This window comes from Psychrobacillus sp. (genome assembly GCF_056205495.1).
Map to the genome: position 1 here is coordinate 1 of NZ_JBAEAP010000074.1, position 3,730 is coordinate 3,730.

Here is a 3,730-nt window from a genome sequence, read left to right on the forward strand (position 1 = left end):
TGCTAGCCCAACCTCTGAACCAGTTGCTAATAAGATACCTTCTGCATTTTCTGCTGGAGAAACGACATAAGCACCTTTTGCAACTCCCTCACTTGCTTGTTCCACAGAACCTTTTAGTGTTGGTAGATTTTGACGTGATAGAACTAATACAGTCGGGTGATCTTTAGAAGAAACAGCTAGCTTCCATGCTTCAGCAGTTTCGTTTGAATCAGCTGGTCGTATAACTGATAAACCTGGCATTGCTCTTAGTGATGCTAAGTGCTCAACTGGCTCATGAGTTGGACCATCTTCTCCTACAGCAATACTGTCATGTGTAAATACATAAGTAACTGGTAATCCCATTAAGGCAGATAGACGAATTGCTGGTCGTACATAATCACTGAATACGAAGAATGTACCGCCAAATACATGAAGACCACCATGCAATGCCATGCCGTTAAGAGCAGCACCCATTGCAAATTCACGTACTCCAAACCAGATGTTTTTACCTGCATAGTTTTCAGCAGAGAAATCTCCAGCATTTTTAATAGTAGTTTTGTTAGAACCAGCTAAGTCAGCACTTCCTCCAAAGAATGAAGGTAGATTCTGAGCAATTGCGTTAATTGCTTCTCCTGAAGCAGCACGACTTGCCTGTGAAGAACCTTCTTCATATGATTTAAGAGCATCTGCAAAGTTTGCAGGCATTTCTCCTTTAATCGCTTGATTTAAAGTTGCTGCTAATTCTGGGAATTCTTTTTCATATGCTGCAAATTTATCATTCCAAGATGCTTCTTCTTGAACGCCTTGACGTTCTGCAGCTTCCTTGAAAGTCTCGTATACTTCCTCTGGAACATAGAAATCTTCCTCGAATAACCATTTATACTCTGCTTTAGCTAATAGAGATTCTTCTTTTCCAAGTGGCATACCATGTGCATCTGCTTTACCTGATCGGTTTGGAGAACCAAAACCAATAACTGTTTTCACTTCGATGATTGTTGGTTTATCATTTTGTGCCTTAGCTTTGTCGATGGCAGCTGAAATAGCTTCAATATCATTTCCATCTTCTACGTATATATGATTCCATCCATAAGATTCAAAACGCTTAGCTATATTTTCAGAGAAAGATTTATGTAAATCTCCGTCTAATGAAATATCATTACTATCATACAATACGATCAATTTATCTAACTTCAAGTGGCCTGCTAGAGAAATAGCTTCAGCAGCTACACCTTCCATTAAATCCCCATCGCCACATAACGCGTACGTGTAGTGATCAACAACAGAGTGTCCTTCTTTATTATAAGTAGCAGCCAAATGCGCCTCTGCCATTGCCATACCTACTGCCATACCAATCCCTTGTCCTAATGGACCAGTAGTTGCTTCTACCCCAGCAGTGTGGCGGAATTCAGGATGTCCGGGAGTTTTAGAGTTCCACTGTCTGAAGTTTTTAATCTCTTCCATTGGAAGGTCATATCCACCAAGATGTAGCAAACTGTATAACAGCATAGAGCCATGACCAGCAGATAAAACAAAGCGGTCGCGGTTAAACCAATTAGGGTTGCTCGGATTGTGGCGTAAATGTTTTGTCCATAACGTATAAGCCATTGGTGCAGCCCCCATTGGAAGACCAGGGTGACCAGAGTTTGCTTTATCGATTGCATCGATAGAAAGAGTACGTATAGTCGTAATTGCTAGTAAATCTGATTGTAATGACATGAATGACATCCTCTCGAACAAATTTTTTTCTATATTATTAGTGTAGACAACAATCTCTGTATTATCAAGGTTTCTAAAATGTTTAGTTAATTCAGAAATTTACCCTTTTTTGCTTGCTGAACCTTTTCTGGCGTTACATCATTTCCAGATGGGTCAATAACTTTCACATTTTCAATTGTATCTCTCATCGTCGCTCTAAACGTTTCCAAATATTCTTTACGTAGTGCACTTTGTTCTTTTGCCTCTTCAATAGATAATCCGCTAGACTTAGATTTCTTTGACAGCTCGTTTATACGTGCTAATTTTTCTTTACTTAACATTTAGTTTCATCCTTTCAGCTATCTCTTATATAAAGGTATGAAAAAAACACACGAAGTGCAAGTCTTTACTCTTCGTGTGTCTCTTTAAATTCTATATATCTTCTATGTACTGTAGCTTTACTAATATGAAATCCTAACCCTTTAAGGGTGGAAGTAATTTCCTCATAAGTTAGTCCTGCATTTCTTAACCGGACTATTTCATCAACCGGTATATCTATACGATCTCTTCCTTCAGGATTCCCTCGAGATTTTAAATTCTTTTCTGGCTTATAGCCTTGCGAGATTGCTCGTTTCATCCCACGTTTAATTTTGGCGTTGTGAATTTTGCGCTGATACTCCTCCACTAAGGCAAGAATTTCTAAAAGCATAGAATCCATTTCATTAAGGTTTAATATTCCTTTATCTTGCAATGTAAATACAGTAGTATTCGTTTTCTGCAGCATATGAAGGACTGCCATTCTCCCATTTCCTCTTCCGATTCTAGTTTCATCTTGGACAAATACAGCTTTAATTTCATTTTCCTTAACATAATTAAGCATTTCTAGTAGTCCATCTCTCTCGACATCGTACCCACTATGCTGGTCTAAGAATACTTGAGAAACCTCATAACCCTGTTTTGTTGCAAAATCTATTAGCTCTTCTTCTTGTCTCTCTAGTGAAGTTTCCTGAGTAGACTTGTCTGTACTTACCCGACAATAAATAACTGATTTCATTCTCCTGCTACCTCTGTTCCATAATTTAAGTGATAGTTTTCACTTACCTTTGGAATTACTATAACATCTCCTGGTTTAATAGAGGTATCATATAAATTATTCATTTCGATAACTTTACTAATCCAGTCTTCTTTAGAATCTTTTACTCCATATTCACTAGCAAGTCCCCAAAGGGAATCTCCTTGTTCTATATGAATTTCGTAATCTTTCTCTGCCGTGATTGTATGTGTAATAGCCATAGTTGTTATAAAAATTAGATTAAGTCCTAAAAATAACGCTAAAAAATAATTGTTTTTTACCCAATTCATGTTAAAACCTCCAAATAAGAATGTTTGTTCGGTATTTATAATTTAATAATAATGCGAACACTTGTTTTTGTCAACATATTTTAGAACCTATGTTTGCATATTGTATAGGACACTGTTATACTATCAATAAGTATTAATATAGAAGGTAATTTATTACTAAAAGAGGTGAACTCATTGAAGAAAGCGTCGAAAAGACAGGAAGATATTTTAGCTTTTATAAAAGAAGAGGTTCGTAAAAAAGGGTATCCACCTTCCGTACGTGAAATTGGCGAGGCTGTTGGACTTGCCTCAAGCTCTACAGTGCATGGTCACTTAGCAAGATTAGAGAGTAAAGGGTTAATTCGGAGAGATCCTACAAAACCACGCGCTATTGAAATATTGGACGGTTTGGAAGTTTCTGTGGAAAGACAGGGAGTTGTGCATGTTCCTTTGGTAGGTAAAGTTACTGCCGGTATGCCTATAACAGCTATTGAAAATGTGGAAGAATTTTTTCCTTTACCTGAAACGTTCGGTACATCAGACGACCATCTATTCATGTTAGAAATTATGGGTGACAGTATGATTGAAGCTGGAATCTTGAATGGAGATTATGTTGTGGTTAAACAACAACAATCTGCTAATAATGGGGACATTGTAGTTGCAATGACTGAAGATGACGAAGCTACTGTGAAACGGTTCTTTAAAGAAAAGACAT

General features: G+C 37.4%; 5 protein-coding genes. 1 reads left to right on the forward strand and 4 read right to left on the reverse strand.

Translation table 11 applies throughout. The features are described 5' to 3' along the window. The 4 genes from tkt to yneA form a co-directional block, all read right to left on the reverse strand. On the reverse strand, positions 1–1,695 hold a 1,695-nt coding region (tkt, locus tag AC06OU_RS02360), incomplete at its 3' end, for a transketolase (protein ID WP_475853704.1). Between the two features lie 86 nt (positions 1,696–1,781). Continuing rightward, positions 1,782–2,015 carry a DUF896 domain-containing protein gene (locus AC06OU_RS02365; RefSeq protein ID WP_342560660.1) on the reverse strand — a complete coding sequence of 78 codons (234 nt, stop codon included), beginning with the start codon at positions 2,013–2,015 and terminating at the stop codon, positions 1,782–1,784. Positions 2,016–2,080: 65 nt separating this feature from the next. After that, complete coding sequence (locus tag AC06OU_RS02370; protein ID WP_475853706.1) at positions 2,081–2,728, reverse strand: YneB family resolvase-like protein; 648 nt, start codon at positions 2,726–2,728, stop codon at positions 2,081–2,083. Then, complete coding sequence (gene yneA / locus AC06OU_RS02375; protein ID WP_475853708.1) at positions 2,725–3,036, reverse strand: cell division suppressor protein YneA; 312 nt, start codon at positions 3,034–3,036, stop codon at positions 2,725–2,727. The genes AC06OU_RS02370 and yneA overlap by 4 nt, the downstream gene beginning before the upstream one ends. A gap of 174 nt (positions 3,037–3,210) precedes the next feature. Between yneA and lexA the strand changes: the two genes are divergently transcribed. Beyond that, positions 3,211–3,730 (forward strand): transcriptional repressor LexA (gene lexA / locus AC06OU_RS02380; RefSeq protein ID WP_475853710.1); only part of this gene is annotated, 520 nt, incomplete at its 3' end.

Coding starts and splice junctions, on each gene's coding strand:
- yneA (WP_475853708.1), bottom strand. CDS start 3,036: ATGAATTGGGTAAAAAACAATTATTTTTTAGCGTTATTTTTAGGACTT.
- AC06OU_RS02365 (WP_342560660.1), bottom strand. CDS start 2,015: ATGTTAAGTAAAGAAAAATTAGCACGTATAAACGAGCTGTCAAAGAAA.
- AC06OU_RS02370 (WP_475853706.1), bottom strand. CDS start 2,728: ATGAAATCAGTTATTTATTGTCGGGTAAGTACAGACAAGTCTACTCAG.